This is a genomic window from Streptomyces sp. NPDC031340 (genome assembly GCF_055569945.1).
On record NZ_JBVIIE010000008.1, the window covers coordinates 65840 to 79397 of the forward strand.

Sequence of the window (13558 nt, forward strand, 5' to 3'; positions counted from 1 at the left end):
GCAGGCGGACAGTCGGCGAAGCACCGAGGCCCGAACGGCTCGGGGTGTCTACGCTGGGTGGTGTTATCGGGCAGTCGCGCCGTCGGGACAACCGGCGGCCTTACCAGCCGAGGAATCCCGTGAGTGACACCCCATTCGGATTCGGCCTTCCGCCGGAGGAGCCGGAAGACGGCGACGAGGGCAAGCAGAAGGACCAGGAGAGCGGCGGTGGTCAGGGCCCGGCCAACCCGTTCGGTTTCGGGCTGCCCGGCGCCGGGGGCTTCGGCGGCCCCGGTGCGGACAATCCGCTCGCTGCCATGTTCGGTTCGCTGAACCCCACCGACCTGGGCGCCGCGTTCCAGCAGCTGGGCCAGATGCTCTCCTACGAGGGCGGCCCGGTGAACTGGGACATGGCCAAGCAGATCGCCCGCCAGACCGTCTCCCAGGGCGCGGCGGACGGTTCGAAGGACTCGAGCATCGGTCCCGCCGAGCGCACCGCGGTGCAGGAGGCCGTCCGTCTGGCCGATCTGTGGCTGGACGACGTCACCTCGCTGCCCTCGGGCGCCGGCTCCGCGGTGGCCTGGTCCCGCGCGGAGTGGGTCGAGGCGACGCTGCCCGCCTGGCAGGAGCTCGTCGACCCGGTCGCCGAGCGCGTCGGCGCGGCCATGGGCGACGTCCTGCCGGAGGAGATGCAGGCCATGGCGGGCCCGCTGATCGGCATGATGCGCTCCATGGGCGGCGCCATGTTCGGCACCCAGATCGGGCAGGCCGTGGGCGTGCTCGCGGGCGAGGTCGTCGGCTCCACCGACATCGGCCTCCCGCTCAGCCCGGTCGGCAAGGCCGCGCTGCTGCCGGTGAACATCGAGGCGTTCGGCAAGGACCTGGGCGTGCCGAAGGAGGAGGTGCGGCTGTACCTCGCCCTGCGGGAGGCCGCCCACCAGCGTCTCTTCGCCCATGTGCCGTGGCTGCGCTCGCACCTCTTCGGCGCCGTCGACGGGTACGCGCGCGGGATCAAGGTCGACACCGCGAAGCTGGAGGACGTGGTCGGCCAGTTCGACCCGCAGAACCCCGAGCAACTGCAGGACGCCCTGCAGCAGGGCATGTTCCAGCCGGAGGACACGCCCGAGCAGAAGGCCGCCCTGGCCCGTCTGGAGACGGCGCTGGCCCTCGTCGAGGGCTGGGTCGACGCGGTGGTCCACGCGGCCGCGAAGCCGCGTCTGGGGTCCGCGGACGCGCTGCGCGAGACCCTGCGCCGCCGCCGTGCCTCGGGTGGTCCCGCCGAGCAGACGTTCGCCACGCTGATCGGTCTGGAACTGCGCCCCCGCCGGCTGCGTGACGCCTCCCGCCTGTGGGCCTCGCTCACGGACGCGCGCGGCGTCGACGGCCGCGACGCGCTGTGGGCCCACCCCGACATGCTGCCGACGGCCTCAGACCTGGACGACCCGGACGGCTTCGTGCACCGCGAGCAGATCGACTTCTCCGAGCTCGACAAGATGCTCGGCGAGGCGGCGGAGAAGCCCGACCTGCACAAGAAGGGCGACGCGGGCGACACGGAGGACGACGACGCCGAGTGAGCCTGCACGACGACGCGGTCCTCGTCCTGAAGGGGTACGAGGGCCAGGAAGAGCTGCGCCAGGCCTACCTCGACCACCTCGCGGCGCATCCCGACGGCGTGTGGAAGGCCTGCACGGCCGGGCACGTCACGGCGAGCGCCCTGGTGGTCGACCCGTCGCGCGGCCGGGTGCTGCTGACGCTGCACAGGAAGCTGCGGATGTGGCTGCAGACGGGTGGCCACTGCGAGCCGGCGGACGCCTCGCTGGAGGCGGCGGCGCTGCGCGAGGCGACCGAGGAATCCGGCATCGCAGGGCTGACGCCGCTGCCGGGCGGCCCGGTGCGTCTGGACCGGCACCCGATCCCGCCGCCGTGCCACTGCCACTTCGACGTCCAGTACGCGGTGCTGGCGCCCGCGGACGCGCGGCACGCCGTCAGCGAGGAGTCGCTGGACGTGCGCTGGTTCGCCTACGACGACGTGGCGGGCGTGGCCGACGCATCGGTCCTGCGCCTGCTGGAGGCCACGCTCGCCAGGCTGTGACGGGTCCAGGGGCCTGACGAGGTGAGGGGTGGCCGCCCGTGGCGGTCACCCCTCACACGTCCTGACCACGGTCAGCTCCAGGCGTTGCCCTGGTTCTGGCTGCGCACGCCCTGCTGCCCCATGCCGTACTGGGCGGCGATGCCCTGCCCGATCTGGGCGTTCTGCGGCGGCAGCAGTTCACTCGGCTGGACGAGCGCGAAACCGGAGCCCATGAAGCTGAGCTCCCAGCCCTCGCCGGTGTTGCCGCGGCGGCGGAACACCCCGGACGAGTGCGTCTGCGCCTGCATCTGCACCCGCAGGCTCGTCGACCAGGCGACGATCGCGTCGGCGTCGCAGTTGACGTACTTGTCCGGCGTCACCTGCATCAGCAGGGGCGCGCCCGATGTCATCAGGGCGACCTTGCCGCGGCCGGTGATGTTGAGCTGGTACTTGCCGGAGCCGGAGATGCCGTACTGGCTGTCGACGGCGATGACCTCGTGGTGCAGCGAGGAGTCCATCGCCAGCACATAGCTGCTGTCGACCGTCAGCCCGTCCTGCTCGACGTCCATCAGGTGGACGTACTGGGCGAGGTTGGCGAAGTAGACCGTGCCCTGCCCGTGGCAGCGCATCAGGTCCAGTCCCTCGCCGGTGCGCGCACGCGCGCGTGACTGCTGGCTGCTGCGGTACTCCGCGTCGAACTCGACGAGGCCCTGGTAGGCGACCATCGTGCCCTTGCGGGCGAGGACGTCGTCCTGGCCCGCAAGGGTGACGCGCAGCATCTGGTTGTTCTGCAGGCTCCAGCGGTCCTGGGTCTGCTGGTCGTTGTGAGCGAAAAGCGAGCTCTGCATGGTTGTTCTGGCTCCCCCTCAGCCCCGGAACCGGAGACGGTCGGTGCTGTCCTCGCTGGGCTGGACGACGACGATGCCCTGACCGGAGAAGGCCATCTGGTAGGCCTCGCCGCTGCCGCGGCCGATCAGCGACTGCGCCTTGAAGCTGCGCTTGCCCTTCACCTTGAGGTTCGGGGACCAGGCGACGAGCGCGTCGGGGTCGACGTACGTCTCGTCCTCGCCGCCGCCGCAGTCGACGACGATCGGCTTGCCCCGGGAGGTCAGCGCGACCCAGCCCTGCCCGGAGATCTTGGTGTTCCACAGGCCCTGACCGGCGAATTTCGCCAGGCCCTTGACCCGCTCCACGCCCCACTGCAGGTGCGCGTCGAAGGCGAGCAGGTTCGTGGCGTTGACGGAGATCCCGTCGCCGTTGAGGTTGATGACGACGACATCGGCGCCGTAGTCGGCGAGGTAGAGCAGGCCGTCGCCGGAACACTTCATCAGCGGCGCGCCCTCGCCGGTGACCCAGTCGCGGGCGATCTGCCGCACGGCCGGCGGGTTGGGCTCGTACTGGATGAAGCCCTCGTAGGCGACCATCGACCCCACGCGCGCGAGGAGGTCGTTGCCGGTCTGCATGGCGACCTTCAGCATGTGGTTGCCGTGGTTCTCCATGCGGGCCGTGACGGGTGCGGGAGCGTAGCCCGCGAGCGGCTGGTTCATGACGGGCTCTCCCTCAGATCTCGTAAGGCTGGACGACGACGAAGCTGCCGGGCGCGGCCCGGAACTGGAGGTTGACGCTCTCTCCGGTGGAGCCGGGGTAGGCGTTGCGGCGCATCCGCACCTGGCTGGAGACGATCACCTGGGCGGCGGCCGACCACGCGACGACGGCGTTGGCGTCGGCGAACGTGGTGGGCGTGACGGGCAGCACGACCGGCGTGCCGTGCGTCTTGACGACGATCGTGCCGGTGCCCTGGAACTGCATCGTGAACAGCGCGCCGCCGGGGATGCCGTGGCCCTCGATGCGGCGGACCTCGTACTGGAGGCTCTCGTCGAAGGCGAGGACGTTCTCGGCGGAGACGCAGATGGCGTCGCCCTGGAGCTCGACCGGGTGCAGGTGGGTCGAGTTCTCGGCGAGGAAGACCTGGCCCTGACCGGTGCAGCGCATCAGCTGCATCTCCTGGCCGGTCGCGTTGCCCACGATCCGGCCGGCGAAGCCCGCGCCCTTGTAGCTGAAGTCGACCTTGCCCTGGTAGAGCACCATGCTGCCCTGCCGGGCCAGCACGGGCTGCCCCCCGATGCCGAGGTCGACGCGGACGAGCTTCTGGTTCTGCTGCGTCCAGCGCTGCCCGGTCGGCGTCTCCTTGTACTGCGACAGGGCGGCGGTCACACCGGGGCCCTGCGGCACGCCTTGCGGAGCACCGTAGGGCGCCTGCTGGCCCGGGACCTGGCCGAACGGGGGCTGCTGGCCGTAGCCCGGAGGCTGCGGCGGCTGACCGTAGCCGGGCGGCGGGGTCGGGGCCTGAGGCGCGTGGGGCATCGGAGGCTGGCCGTAGCCGGGCGGCGGCGGTGGTGCGGCCGGGCCGGGAGCCGGGGGCTGGCCGTACGGCTGCTGCTGCGGCGGCTGGCCGTACGGGGCGGGCGCCGGGGGCGGGACCGGGGAGCCGCCGTGCGGGGTGAGCGGCCCGACGATGGTGGGCGCCGCGTGCACCGAGGGCATGGGCGCCGGGGCCGGGGCCGGGGGCGGGGTGGCTCCCGGGGGCGGCGGCGGGGTGGCGCCGGGCGGCGGCGCGAAGCCCTGGGCGGCGGGCGCGGGCGCCGGGGCCGGCGGGGCGGCCGGGGCGGCGAACGCGGGCGGCGCGAAGCTGGGGGCGGCGGCCTGGGGCTGCTGCGGGACCGCGGGAGCCGCGGGAGCCGCGGGGGCCTCCTCCTCCAGGACCTCGCCGCCGAAGTTCTTCAGCAGCGCCTCCAGGCCGCCGTCGAAGCCCTGCCCGACGGCGGCGAACCGCCACACGTCCTTCAGGTAGAGGTCGCCCAGCATCACGGCCCGCTCGGTGGAGAACTCGGACCCGTTGAAGGAGTACCGGGCCACCTCCTCGCCGCCCGCGACGATGCGGAGGTAGCCGGGGCCGACCTGCGACATCTGGCCGGCGCCGTCGATCGTCGCGGTGAAGGACAGCTTCTGGATCTGCGGCGGGATCCTGTCGAGGGTGACCCGGAAGGACTCCGTGTCGCCCGCCTGGGCACCCAGGAGCTGGATGGACTCCTCGGGGGACTTCGGCTGGTTGAAGAAGATGAAGTAACGGTCGTCGGAGAGCCGTTCGTCGGCGTCGAGACCGAAGCAGCTGATGTCGAAGGTCAGCCCCGGGCCGGAGATCTGCACGCCTACGTACAGATCGGTGCCCGCGGTGAGGTCACTGATCCTGGCCTTGTGGCCGCGTTGGAATTCCCTGGCCATGCGTTACGACCGTCCCCCATCCCGAATGTGAGTGCGTCGCGCCAGGCTAACGGCAAACTCGGACACCGGAGGAGGTCGGTACACACCCGGTACACAACAGCAGCGCCGCGGCCGAGGTGCCGGCGGTGACTCTCACTCGCCGTGAGCGGCCGGCGGGTGCGGCAGCCGGCCGGCGGCGGCCACCCCTTCGAGGTAGCCGCGGGCCCGCTCGGTGCGCGGGTACGCCTCCAGCAGCCGCCAGAAACGCTGCCCGTGCCCTGGCACCAGCAGATGGGCCAGCTCATGGACGATGACGTAGTCGACGACGTACTCGGGCATGCCCTGCAGCCGGTGGGACAGGCGGATACTGCCCTCGGCCGGGGTGCACGAGCCCCAGCGGGTGTTCTGGTTGGTCACCCAGCGCACCGAGGCGGGCCGCGCCCGCCCGCCGAGGTACTGCTCCGACAGCCGTGCGGCGCGTTCGGTCAGCTCGTCGTCGCCGAGGACTCGTTTGCTCTCCTGCGCGGCCAGCTTGTCGAGCATGACACTCACCCAGCGCTGCTCCTCCGCCTCGGACATCCGGGCGGGGATGAGCACGACGGTGCGATCGCCCTCGCGGTACGCGGAGACCGTTCTGCGGCGACGGTCGCTCCTGCGGACCTCGATTGCGCTCGTCCCCGAGCCGTTCGGCGGCTGGCTCGTCGTGCTGCGCTGTGGTGTTCCGGCGCGGTGCGGTGGGTCGGCGGGCACGCCCTGACCGTACCCGCTGCACGCGGGGGAAGTCCTGACTCCGGAACGGTTCGCTGCCGGCGCCCACCGAGCGCCTGATTCGTACGACGAATACCCACCGCCTGTGGACAACTTTCGGCGGCTGCCGGCCCGCCCGGGCATGCTGGCTCTCGCCGGTGGAGCCCGACCGGCCACCATCGACCGGGCTCCACCGGCAGACCGGAATGTTCTTCGAGGGCTACGGGGGCCTGTCATGCAGCTGACCGACGGAAGGGATCCGACGGGGACGAGCACGTCGATGACCGCGGTGGACGCGACGGACTCGACGGACTCGACGGACTCGGTGTACGCGATGGACGCCATGGGGTCGGCGGACGCGGTGGACGCGGCGGAGTCGGTCGGTTCTCCTGCTCCGCCCGGGTCGCTGGTTCCTCTCGTGAAACCCGCGCTCAGGCGCGGCTGGCGCGACCTGAACACCGTGCAGTTCGGGATGACCCCGGCGCACGCGATGACGCTGGGCCCGATGGACACGGCGACGGGCAGCTTCCTCGACCTCCTGGACGGCACCCGCGGCATGCCGCTGCTGCGCGAGGAAGGCCGCCGCATGGACCTGCCCGACGGTCATGTCGACGGACTGGTGGACCGGCTGTCCCGAGCCGGCCTCCTGGACGACGCCAAGGGAGGCGGCCCCGCCGCCGACGCCCTGCGCGCCAGGAAGCCGGTCCTCGACCGGCTGCGCCCGGATCTGGCGTCGATGTCCCTGGTCACCTCCGCACCGGGCGACGCGATCAGACGCTTGGCCGCCCGCGGCGCACTGCGCGTGCAGGTCCGGGGCGCCGGCCGGGTCGGTGCGCTCATCGCCTGCCTGCTGGCGGGCGCGGGCATCGGCGAGGTCGACGTGCGCGACACCGGCCGGGTCGAGCCCTGGGACGTCGCTCCGGGCGGACTGCCCGCCGAGTCCGTCGGCGACCGCAGGGACGAGGCGGTGCGGCAGGCGGTACGCCGGTGCGCGCCCGGCCGCCCGCGCCGCGGCCGGTCCTCGTCCGCCGGCTCCGGCGAGCCCGGCTTCTCCCTGGTGATCCTGGCGCCGCGGGACGATGTCGCCGTCCACGCGCCCGACCCGGCCACCGCCGGCCCCCTCGTCTCCTCGGGCATACCGCATCTGTACGCCGGTGTGGTGGAGGGGACCGGCGTCGTGGGCCCCCTGGTGCTGCCCGGTGAGACAGCCTGCGCGGGCTGTCTGCACGAGAGGCGCACTGACCGGGACCCCGTCTGGCCCCGGCTGGTCGCGCAATGGCGCTCGGGGTCGGGGCGCTCCAGGCAGGTGCGGCCCTGCGATCTGACGCTGGCGTCGTCCGTCGCCGGCCTCGCGGCGGCGCACGCCCTCGCCTTCCTGACCGACCGGGTTCCGTCCAGCGCCGACGTACGCTGGGAGGTCTCCCTGACCGACCTGAGCTGGCGCGGGCGGCGGATCCGCGCGCACCCGGCATGCCCGTGCGGGGCCGCGGAGAAAGGTAAGGGGGAACACATCTCCAAGGACGAGGGGTCTCACGAGACAATGGCGGGGCTACGGTCGTCGGAGGAGCCACGCCGTGAGGCGGACGCGGCGCGGCCGGCTGGGACCTGGAGGGCGCATGTCTGATCTTCCCCGCAAGGCGGTCACCCGGACCGCCAAGCTCGCCGCGCTCCCGCTCGGCTTCGCCGGGCGGGCGACCTGGGGCCTCGGTAAGCGGATAGTCGGCGAGTCCGCCGAGCTGGTCGGCCGCGAGTTGCAGCAGCGCACCGCCGAGCAGCTGTTCAAGGTGCTCGGCGAGCTCAAGGGCGGCGCGATGAAGTTCGGCCAGGCCCTGTCCGTCTTCGAGTCCGCACTGCCCGAGGAGGTCGCCGGCCCCTACCGGGCGGCGCTGACGAAGTTGCAGGAGGCGGCGCCCCCGATGCCGACCCGCACCGTGCACACGGTGCTCGACGAACGTCTCGGTGACAACTGGCGCGACCTGTTCCAGAAGTTCGAGGACAAGCCCTCCGCCGCCGCCTCGATCGGGCAGGTGCACCGGGCGGTGTGGCACGACGGTCGCGAGGTGGCGGTCAAGGTGCAGTACCCGGGCGCGGGAGAGGCCCTGCTGTCCGACCTGAACCAGTTGAGCCGTTTCGCCCGCCTGCTGGGGCCCCTCATCCCCGGCATGGACATCAAGCCGCTGATCACGGAACTCAGGGACCGTGTCTCGGAGGAACTGGACTACGGCCTGGAGGCCCAGGCGCAGCAGGTCCACGCCGTCGAGTTCACGGACGACCCGGACGTCGTGGTGCCCGGCGTGGTCCACCAGTCCGAACAGGTGCTGATCACCGAATGGATCGACGGCATCCCGCTGTCGGAGATCATCTCGGAGGGCACGCAGGAACAGCGCGACCGCGCCGGCCAGCTCCTGGCCCGCTTCCTGTTCTCCGGTCCGGCGCGCACCGGCCTCCTGCACGCCGACCCGCATCCGGGCAACTTCCGCCTGCTGCCCGGCGATCCCTCCGGCGAGGGCGACTGGCGCCTGGGCGTCCTGGACTTCGGCACGGTCGACCGCCTCCCGGGCGGTCTGCCGGCCCCGATCGGCGACTCCCTGCGCATGACCCTCGACGGCGAGGCGGAGGCCGTCTACGAGCTGCTTTGCGCGGAGGGTTTCGTCAAGAATTCGATAGAGCTGGACCCCGCGGCCGTCCTCGACTACCTCCTGCCGATCATCGAACCCGCCCAGGTCGACGAGTTCACCTTCACCCGCGGCTGGATGCGCAGCCAGGCGGCCCGCATCGCGGACCCCCGCTCCCCCGCCTATCAGCTCGGCAAGCAGCTCAACCTGCCCCCGGCCTACCTGCTGATCCACCGGGTGACGCTCAGCACGATCGGCGTGCTGTGTCAGCTGGGGTCGACCGTGCGGCTGCGCGAGGAACTGGAGGAGTGGCTGCCGGGATTCCTGCCCGACGACGACCTGGACGAGGAGGAGACTGCCGCGGAGGCATGAGGTCACGGCCGCGGACTCCTGATCCCGGCATCCCGGCATCCCGGCTCCGGCCGCCTCGCCGGTCCTGGGCTCCCCTGCCTTGACCTCTCCCGGCCTGATGTCCCCGGCTCACCACCAGGCGGAGTCCAGCCTGCCTTCGATGGCTCTGAGGTTCTCCCGGGAGCAGGCGTCGCAGAGGTACTGGCGGACGCCGTTCTCCACGGAGCAGGTCCAGGTGGGCCGCGGGGCGTCGGCCCGGGCGCCGCAGCGGGCGCACACCAGCACGCCCGGCTCCTCGGGGGAACCCGCGTCGAGGGAGCCGGTGTCAGGGAAGCCCGTGTCACGGGAGCCCGCGCCGTCACTGTCTCCGGAAGGACTCGTCATCCGGCGACGATAACGCCGCCACGCCGCCGTGGGCGGATCGGATCCCGCGGACACAGCACCGGGGGGGCCGGTCCGTTCGGACGGACCGGCCCCCGCGGGAAACTCCGCCTCCCCTGGCGGGGAGGCCGCTGCCTCAGACGAGGCGGGTCACTGCATGACCGCCATGGCGAGCGCCCGGCGGGCGCGCAGCGAGGCGCGCTCGGCCCGGCGCTGCATCCGGCGGGCGGCCGCCAGGCGCACCGCCCGGCGTTCCCGCTCCGCCTCGTGCAGCCGGTCGTGCATATGGGCACGAGCCAGGGCTTCTTGGATGAGTTGCATCTCTCGGGTCCTGTTCTGACGCGAGTCGGTCGCGCCGGTGGTGGTGAAATCTTCGATCGCGGAGCCTGCGGGCTCGGTGGTGGACGGCTTCATCGGGGCCTGCTTCTTGGGGTCGTGCGTGAGGGGACGGTCGATGGTTCCTGCGGTGTTCATGCCGTGACCGGGTTCTTGCGCGGGCGGCCACGCGGCCGCTTCCGGGCGACGACGACACCCTGCACGAACAGCTCGCCACCCCAGACGCCCCAGGGCTCACGCCGCTCCTTGGCACCGGCGAGGCAGGCCTCGACCAGCGGGCAGGTGCGGCAGAGGGACTTGGCGTACTCGACGTCCGCCGGCGACTCGGCGAAGAAGACCTCCGGGTCGTAGGAACGGCAGGGGACGGGTACGCCGAGGTTCTCGATGGCGTCGTCGAGCGCGGTGAGCGCGGTGAGCGGGGTCAAGGCGGAGTCCTCCGTGAGGCCGGGCGGGGGGATCGTTTCGGAAGGCGGTACGGACGGGGCGTGCGCTTCGAGTTGCACGGTTCGTCTTCCTCGTCTGGTCGTTCCGGCCCTGTTGGGCCGGGTGGCGGCTGGTACCGGGTTCTTTTCTTGTCCCGAGGCCCCTTCGGCTCCGTCGTCCCGCTTGAGGGAAAACAGAAGGGCCGCGGATCCCGGATGGGGTTCCGCGGCCCTGAAGGCGCCGGCCTGATCGACGATCAGGCTGGATCACTCCAGGGTTCTGGCCCACGGAAGGCCCACATCAGGTGGTGCTGCGTCGTCTGCTTCCGGCTGCCGGCACCGGCTGCCGTAAAGGCATAGGCCTGCGCCTGTGCCGCTACTGCTTCCAGTGCCTTGGTCGGTCGCTCATCGCGCTCACGAACGGGAAGACCCGCGAGAGACACGGAGGACGCCGGACGGACGGCACGAATGCCGGACAGACCGGTGCCCTGGTTCGAGGCGCCGAGCATGCACAGGGAGGCGACGACCGAGCGATCGGTCATTTTGACGGTGCTGATGAAACCGGCGTTGATGTTGATCACTGGACTCGCCTCCTCTCGGCGTCTCGGGGGACTGGGGGTGATCCAGTCCGACGGAAATGCAAGTACATCACGGATTCAGGGCCTACGAGAAGGCCTCTGTCCCCGTGGCTATGAACCTATGGGGATCGCCCGGGCATGCGCAAACTATTTTTTCGACGAGTTCGAATCAGTCGTCGTCGCCGTCCTCTACGAGGTCCTGACCGGCGCAGATGGCCAGAACTTCGGCCCCGTAACGGTCCAGCTTGCGTCTGCCCACCCCGGGAATCCGGGCCAGCTCGTACGCGTCGTCCGGCACCGTCTCCGCGATCGCCATCAGGGTCTTGTCGGTGAAGACGCAGAAGGCGGGCTGTCCGCTGCGCCGCGCCTGGACGGCACGCCAGCCGCGCAGTCGCTCGTAGAGACCCTCGTCCATGTCGGAGGGGCAGTCCTCGCAGCGCATCAGCTTCATCTCACCCGCGTCGGTGAGCGTGCGTCCGCACACCCGGCAGCGGGCCGGGGTGCGCTGGGTGCGCCGCGGCGTGGCGTCGGCCCGGCGCGTCGTGCCGCGCTCGACGCCCGCGGACACGCCCGCCGCCGAACGGCCGACGGTGGCGCCGGACCCGGGGCGCAGGCCGTCGAGGAAGCGGCTGGGGCGACGGTTCGGCCGACCGCCGGGCGAGCGGGAAAGGGCCCAGGAGACGTACAGGCGCTCCCGGGCGCGGGTGACGCCGACATAGAGGAGGCGGCGTTCCTCCTCGATCTGCTCGTCGGTCCTGGCGTAGCTGATCGGCATCATGCCCTCGGCGACGCCGACCAGGAAGACGGCGTCCCACTCCAGGCCCTTGGCCGAGTGCAGGGAGGCAAGGGTGACGCCCTGCACGGTCGGGGCGTGCTGGGCGCTCATCCGCTCGTCGAGTTCCGCGACGAGGTCGCCGAGGGTGGCGCCGGGCCGGGCGGCGGCGAAGTCCTGGGCGAGGCCGACCAGGGCGGCCAGGGATTCCCAGCGCTCCCTGACGGCGCCGGAACCGGCCGGCGGCTGCGGCGTCCACCCCTCCCCGGACAGCACGGCGCGCACCTGGGAGGGCAGGTCCACGGTGTCGTCGAGGAGGGAGTCGTTGCCGCCGAAGCGGGCCGCGCCGCGCAGGGCGATGCTCGCCTTGCGGACCTCGGGCCGCTCGAAGAACCGCTCGGCGCCGCGCAACTGATAGGGGACCCCGGCGTCGGCGAGGGCCTGCTCGTAGGTCTCCGACTGGGCGTTCGTGCGGAACAGGACGGCGATCTCGCTGGCGGGGACGCCCGCGTCGAGGAGGTCGCGGATGCGGCGGGCGGCGCCCTCGGCCTCGGCGGGTTCGTCGGTGTACTCGGTGTAGACGGGATCGGGGCCCGCCCCCCGCTGGGAGACCAGCTCCAGGCGGTGGTCGGCCGCGCGTCCGCGGGCCTGGGCGAGCAGGCCGTTGGCGAGGTGGACCACCTGGGGGGTGGACCGGTAGTCGCGGACCAGCTTGACGACGGTGGCGCCGGGGTGGCGGGTGCGGAAGTCGAGGAGATGGTCGGGGGTCGCCCCGGTGAACGAGTAGATGGTCTGGCTGGCGTCGCCGACCACGCACAGGTTGTTCCGGTCGCCGAGCCACAGCTCCAGCAGGCGCTGCTGGAGGGGGCTGACGTCCTGGTACTCGTCGACGACGAAGTGCTGGTACTGGGAGCGGACCTGCTCGGCGACGTCGTGCCGGTCCTGGAGGATGGCCACGGTCAGCAGCAGGACGTCCTCGAAGTCGATGACGGCCCGCTCCCGTTTGAGGTCCTCGTAGACGGAGTAGAGCTGGGCGACCTCCGCCGGGTCGCGCGGCACCTCACGGCCGGCCTTGGCGGCGGCGAGCGCGTAGTCGGCGGGGACGGTCTGGGTGACCTTGGACCACTCGATCTCCGCGGTGACGTCCCGCAGCTCACCGCGGTCGAGGCGGATACGGCAGGCGGCGGCCGCGTCGGCGACGAGCTGGATCTTGCGGTCGACGAGCCGGGGCATGGAACCGCCGATCGCTTTCGGCCAGAAGTACTGCAGCTGGCGGAGGGCGGCCGAGTGGAAGGTGCGGGCCTGGACGCCCTGCGCGCCGAGCTGGCGCAGCCGGCCTCGCATCTCGCCCGCGGCACGGTTGGTGAAGGTGACTGCCAGCACGCTGGAGGGCTGCAGGATGCCGGCGCGCACTCCGTAGGCGATGCGGTGGGTGATCGCCCGTGTCTTGCCCGTGCCGGCGCCCGCCAGCACGCACACCGGACCGTGCAGGGCGGTCGCCACCTCGCGCTGCTCGGGGTCGAGCCCGTCGAGCACCGCGTCGGCCGAGTCCGGTACCTGCGGGAAGAAGGTGGAGTGCGTTGCTGCTGTCACACCGCCATGCTGCCAGGTCGCCCGAGACGGGTGAGCCCGTTGTCCACAGGCACGGTCCGACAGTCGTACGAATGCGGCGGGTATCACGTCCGGTGAGGCGCCGCGGGCGGGAATGGTCGCCGTTTCACCTACGTTCCACCCCTGCGAGTATTCATCCCCCGCAGCTGAGGAGCATCAGAGACATGCCGGGCACTGTGACGATGTACAGCACCACGTGGTGCGGCTACTGCCGCCGGCTGAAGAGCCAGATGGACCGCGAGGGCATCACGTACAACGAGATCAACATCGAGCAGGACCCGGAGTCCGCCGCGTTCGTGGAAAAGGCGAACGGCGGAAACCAGACGGTTCCGACTGTCCAGGTAGTTCCCTCCACTGGTGGCGCCGAGGTCGTGATGACGAACCCGAGCCTTGCCCAGGTGAAGCAGGCGCTCGGCGTCTGACTCACATGACGC

14 protein-coding genes are annotated in these 13558 nt (G+C 71.8%); 5 read left to right on the top strand and 9 right to left on the bottom strand.

What is annotated here, in order from left to right; translation table 11 throughout:
* Positions 1 to 119 precede the first annotated feature (119 nt).
* Together ACZ5GT_RS07875 and ACZ5GT_RS07880 are read left to right on the top strand one after the other, a co-directional pair.
* Positions 120 to 1553 (top strand): zinc-dependent metalloprotease, encoded by a 1434-nt coding sequence (locus tag ACZ5GT_RS07875; RefSeq protein ID WP_469016534.1) that lies wholly within the window; start codon positions 120 to 122, stop codon positions 1551 to 1553.
* Positions 1550 to 2071 carry an NUDIX hydrolase gene (locus ACZ5GT_RS07880; protein WP_469016537.1) on the top strand — a complete coding sequence of 174 codons (522 nt, stop codon included), beginning with the start codon at positions 1550 to 1552 and terminating at the stop codon, positions 2069 to 2071. Before ACZ5GT_RS07875 ends, ACZ5GT_RS07880 begins: the two co-directional genes overlap by 4 nt.
* 71 nt (positions 2072 to 2142) lie before the next feature.
* Here ACZ5GT_RS07880 and ACZ5GT_RS07885 read toward each other — a convergent pair whose 3' ends face one another.
* From ACZ5GT_RS07885 to ACZ5GT_RS07900, 4 genes are all read right to left on the bottom strand, one after another.
* Complete coding sequence (locus ACZ5GT_RS07885) at positions 2143 to 2898, bottom strand: AIM24 family protein (RefSeq protein WP_469016540.1); 756 nt, start codon at positions 2896 to 2898, stop codon at positions 2143 to 2145.
* An 18-nt stretch (positions 2899 to 2916) separates the two neighbouring features.
* Positions 2917 to 3597, bottom strand: coding sequence for an AIM24 family protein (locus ACZ5GT_RS07890; protein ID WP_324787609.1), 681 nt, complete (start codon positions 3595 to 3597; stop codon positions 2917 to 2919).
* Positions 3598 to 3610: 13 nt separating this feature from the next.
* Complete coding sequence (locus tag ACZ5GT_RS07895; RefSeq protein WP_469016544.1) at positions 3611 to 5332, bottom strand: TerD family protein; 1722 nt, start codon at positions 5330 to 5332, stop codon at positions 3611 to 3613.
* A 132-nt stretch (positions 5333 to 5464) separates the two neighbouring features.
* The gene (locus ACZ5GT_RS07900) at positions 5465 to 6061 is read right to left on the bottom strand and encodes a M48 metallopeptidase family protein (RefSeq protein ID WP_469016548.1); all 597 of its coding nucleotides are present in this window, start codon (positions 6059 to 6061) and stop codon (positions 5465 to 5467) included.
* A gap of 403 nt (positions 6062 to 6464) precedes the next feature.
* Here ACZ5GT_RS07900 and ACZ5GT_RS07905 point away from each other — a divergent pair, with 403 nt between their 5' ends.
* Positions 6465 to 7682 carry a TOMM precursor leader peptide-binding protein gene (locus tag ACZ5GT_RS07905; protein ID WP_469017004.1) on the top strand — a complete coding sequence of 406 codons (1218 nt, stop codon included), beginning with the start codon at positions 6465 to 6467 and terminating at the stop codon, positions 7680 to 7682.
* Positions 7675 to 9045, top strand: a complete 1371-nt coding sequence (locus ACZ5GT_RS07910) for an ABC1 kinase family protein (RefSeq protein WP_469016554.1) — start codon at positions 7675 to 7677, stop codon at positions 9043 to 9045. Before ACZ5GT_RS07905 ends, ACZ5GT_RS07910 begins: the two co-directional genes overlap by 8 nt.
* Positions 9046 to 9153: 108 nt before the next feature.
* On the opposite strand, the gene ACZ5GT_RS07915 is transcribed toward ACZ5GT_RS07910, so the two are convergent.
* From ACZ5GT_RS07915 to ACZ5GT_RS07935, 5 genes are all read right to left on the bottom strand, one after another.
* Positions 9154 to 9408, bottom strand: coding sequence for a hypothetical protein (locus ACZ5GT_RS07915; RefSeq protein ID WP_469016557.1), 255 nt, complete (start codon positions 9406 to 9408; stop codon positions 9154 to 9156).
* A gap of 147 nt (positions 9409 to 9555) precedes the next feature.
* Positions 9556 to 9879, bottom strand: a complete 324-nt coding sequence (locus tag ACZ5GT_RS07920; protein ID WP_469016560.1) for a hypothetical protein — start codon at positions 9877 to 9879, stop codon at positions 9556 to 9558.
* Positions 9876 to 10244 (bottom strand): WhiB family transcriptional regulator, encoded by a 369-nt coding sequence (locus ACZ5GT_RS07925; RefSeq protein ID WP_360752754.1) that lies wholly within the window; start codon positions 10242 to 10244, stop codon positions 9876 to 9878. The genes ACZ5GT_RS07920 and ACZ5GT_RS07925 overlap by 4 nt, the downstream gene beginning before the upstream one ends.
* Before the next feature lie 176 nt (positions 10245 to 10420).
* Positions 10421 to 10705, bottom strand: a complete 285-nt coding sequence (locus ACZ5GT_RS07930; protein WP_469017007.1) for a hypothetical protein — start codon at positions 10703 to 10705, stop codon at positions 10421 to 10423.
* A gap of 205 nt (positions 10706 to 10910) precedes the next feature.
* Complete coding sequence (locus tag ACZ5GT_RS07935) at positions 10911 to 13106, bottom strand: ATP-dependent DNA helicase UvrD2 (RefSeq protein ID WP_469016563.1); 2196 nt, start codon at positions 13104 to 13106, stop codon at positions 10911 to 10913.
* 182 nt (positions 13107 to 13288) lie between these two features.
* On the opposite strand from ACZ5GT_RS07935, the gene ACZ5GT_RS07940 reads away from it, so the two are divergent.
* Positions 13289 to 13546: a mycoredoxin gene (locus tag ACZ5GT_RS07940; RefSeq protein WP_469016568.1), complete on the top strand. Its 258-nt coding sequence runs from the start codon at positions 13289 to 13291 to the stop codon at positions 13544 to 13546.
* Positions 13547 to 13558 lie beyond the last annotated feature (12 nt).